We start from the raw sequence: 2,523 nt of genomic DNA, 5'->3' as shown, positions 1-2,523 counted from the left end.
CCGTTTCGACGGCGTCCTGCTGCCCGGCGGCGGCGACCTCGCCCCGCACCGCTACGGCGCCGCCGACGCCCACGACAGCGTCTACGACGTGGACGAACTCCAGGACGCCTTCGACCTGGCCGCCGCCCGCGCCGCCCTCGACGCCCGTCTGCCGCTGCTGGCGGTCTGCCGTGGACTCCAGGTGGTCAACACCGTGCTGGGCGGCACGCTCCACCAGGACATGGGCGGCCCCGGCCGCGACCACCGCCACGTCCGGCACCCCGTATCCCTGGCCCCCGGCTCGGCCCTGTCCCGGGCCACGGGCGCCGACAAGCTGGAGGCGTCCTGCTACCACCACCAGCACCTCGACCGCCTCGGCGACGGCCTCACCGTCACGGCCCGGGCCGCCGACGGCACGGTGGAGGCCGTGGAACTCCCCGGCATCCCGCTCCTGGCCGTCCAATGGCACCCCGAGGACACGGCCCACGAGGACACGGCCCAGCAGCGCCTCTTCGACACCCTGGTCGACTGGTCCCGCCGGTCCGCCCATCACCGAGCGGACTCGCCGGCGGCCCAGCACAGCCACTGACCGGCGCCGGCCGGCCGCCGGCTCGCGGGCTCCGCCGGCGGTGCGGGTCAGGCCTTCGGGCGGCGGCCGCTGCGCCGGGGGGTCGGGGGCGCGCCGTCGAGGAGGGAGCGGCGCCGCGCCTCGCCGTTCTCCTCGACCTGCAGGACCACCTGCCGCAGCAGACCGGCCAGGTCACGGCACTCCTCGCCGCTCAGCCGGGAGGTCACGAAGGCCTCCTCCTCGTTGAACGCCGGGAAGACGCGGCCCATGAACTCCTCGCCCTTCTCGGTCGCCGCGAGCAGCACCAGCCTGCCGTCGGTGGGATGACCGGTGCGCCGCAGCAGACCGCGCGACTCCAGGGTGCGGGACACCCCGGTCAGCGTGCCCTTGGAGATTCCGGCCTCCTCGGCCACGTGCCGGGTCTCCGACTCGCCCCACACCCACACGACCCACAGCACCACGAAGGCGGTCCACGTCAGGTCCGAGTCGCGCAGTACCGAGTTCTCCAGATGCTGGCGCACCGCCGAGGCCGCCCGGTAGATGTTGGCGACCGCCGCCATCTGCTCCCGGCGCACGGGAACGCCCCCGAGCTTGGCCTGCGCGAGCTTCTCCGCCTCGGTGATGGATCGCTGGCCGGGCACGGGCACTCCCTCGGTCTGATCGCCGGGACCAGGCGGCCCGCTCGGCGGACCACCGGTCGTTCGGGATCAAAGTGTACGGGGGGCCGACGGCGGCCCCCACCTCGTGAAAGGCGTCCCGGATCCGGTGACTTGCGAGGCCGGCTCAGCCCGTCTTGCGCCCCCACCGCGTGTCCATGCGCGCCCACTCGTCGGCCCACTGCTCGAAGCGTCGGTGGTCCAGCCGCGCCCGCACCAGCTTGGAGCCGCCGACCACCAGCCCCACCGTGGCCGTGCCGGCCCACAGACCGCCGAGCGTGGACTGGAACGCGGTGTCCGCGGGGGAGGCGGGCGGGGAGGTCAGACCGCCGCGGCCGTTCGTCCACACCGTGACGGGGGTGCCGGGCCGTGCGGTGGCCGGGACTCTCGCCCGGCCGGTGTGCGTGGAGCCGTCCGGCTCCATCCAGCGCACCGTCCCCCAGACCAGGGCACTGCTCGTCGGCCGGGCGGCCCCGTGGGTCACCTCCTGGGTGAGCACCGCAGGCACCGTACGGCTCTGCGCGCGCACCCGGTCCGCGCTGTTCTGCATCGCGCCCGCCGTCAGCAGCCCGGCCACCAGGCCGCCCGCGACGGCGAGGGCCCAGGCGACGAGCAGGATCCACGCCTCCACGACGTCACTGGTCCGCCTCAGCGGATTGCGCCGCCATCGCCACAGCCACACTCCCGCACGACGTGTCACCTTCGACACCCCCTCGTGAGCACCGATGGCCATTAAAGCCAGTGTGCGCCCAGAACGGATCAAAGGCTCCCCGGAGAGACTGGAGCGACGGTGGAATCGCGCCGGCCGCCCGGCACGGGCACAGCGGAGATCACGGTACGAGCATGGTCGTACGGCGGCTTTTGGACACGGATTGGTTAAGGCTCGCTCACGGGCCGGTTGCCCCGCGGTGAGCGCGCCATGATGGAACCATGACGCTCGCGGCGCGCGCCCTGGCCCAACTGGCCACCTGGCCGGACCTGATGAAGGCGGAGCCGAGCTGCGGCACCGGGCAGGCGCTCTCCTCCCGGTACGGCGAGATCGCGCACTTCCACTCCGACCGGGACGTCGACCTCCACCTCACCGACCGGGCCGTCCGGCGGCTGGCGGGCGACCTCAGGCGCTTCGCCGCGGCGGTGCGCGTCGTGCCCGGCTCGCAGTGGGTGACCGTCCGCCTCGACGCGTCGGCGGACGTCGATCTGCTCATGACCCTGGTGAGCGTCGCGCTCCAGGCCCACCAGAACGCACCGGACGGGAACGGCACCGCCGCCACCGGCTGCAACGACGGACGGGGCGTGGGCTTCCTGCGCACCTGAGCCGGC

Annotated in this window: 4 protein-coding genes; 2 read left to right on the top strand and 2 right to left on the bottom strand. The window is 74.1% G+C overall.

Annotated features, from left to right (window positions below; translation table 11 throughout):
- The coding region (locus IE249_RS07275; protein WP_229857763.1) for a gamma-glutamyl-gamma-aminobutyrate hydrolase family protein at positions 1-568 on the top strand (568 nt) is incomplete at its 5' end.
- A gap of 47 nt (positions 569-615) precedes the next feature.
- Here the strand turns inward: IE249_RS07275 and IE249_RS07270 are convergent.
- Positions 616-1,188: a MarR family winged helix-turn-helix transcriptional regulator gene (locus tag IE249_RS07270; protein WP_189703933.1), complete on the bottom strand. Its 573-nt coding sequence runs from the start codon at positions 1,186-1,188 to the stop codon at positions 616-618.
- A 142-nt stretch (positions 1,189-1,330) separates the two neighbouring features.
- Positions 1,331-1,936 (bottom strand): Rv1733c family protein, encoded by a 606-nt coding sequence (locus tag IE249_RS07265; RefSeq protein WP_229857761.1) that lies wholly within the window; start codon positions 1,934-1,936, stop codon positions 1,331-1,333.
- Positions 1,937-2,133: 197 nt separating this feature from the next.
- Here IE249_RS07265 and IE249_RS07260 point away from each other — a divergent pair, with 197 nt between their 5' ends.
- Complete coding sequence (locus IE249_RS07260) at positions 2,134-2,517, top strand: luciferase domain-containing protein (protein ID WP_189703932.1); 384 nt, start codon at positions 2,134-2,136, stop codon at positions 2,515-2,517.
- The last annotated feature ends 6 nt before the right edge of the window (positions 2,518-2,523 follow it).

Origin of the sequence: Streptomyces anandii JCM 4720 (genome assembly GCF_014650655.1) — a bacterium.
GTDB classification, from domain to species: domain Bacteria; phylum Actinomycetota; class Actinomycetes; order Streptomycetales; family Streptomycetaceae; genus Streptomyces; species Streptomyces anandii.
Note: the sequence above shows the minus strand (reverse complement) of the source record. Positions and strands in the feature narration are given on the sequence as shown.

Bases quoted from the DNA above. Each gene is read 5' to 3' on its own strand.
- IE249_RS07265 (WP_229857761.1), bottom strand. From the start codon at position 1,936: ATGGCCATCGGTGCTCACGAGGGGGTGTCGAAGGTGACACGTCGTGCG.
- IE249_RS07260 (WP_189703932.1), top strand. From the start codon at position 2,134: ATGACGCTCGCGGCGCGCGCCCTGGCCCAACTGGCCACCTGGCCGGAC.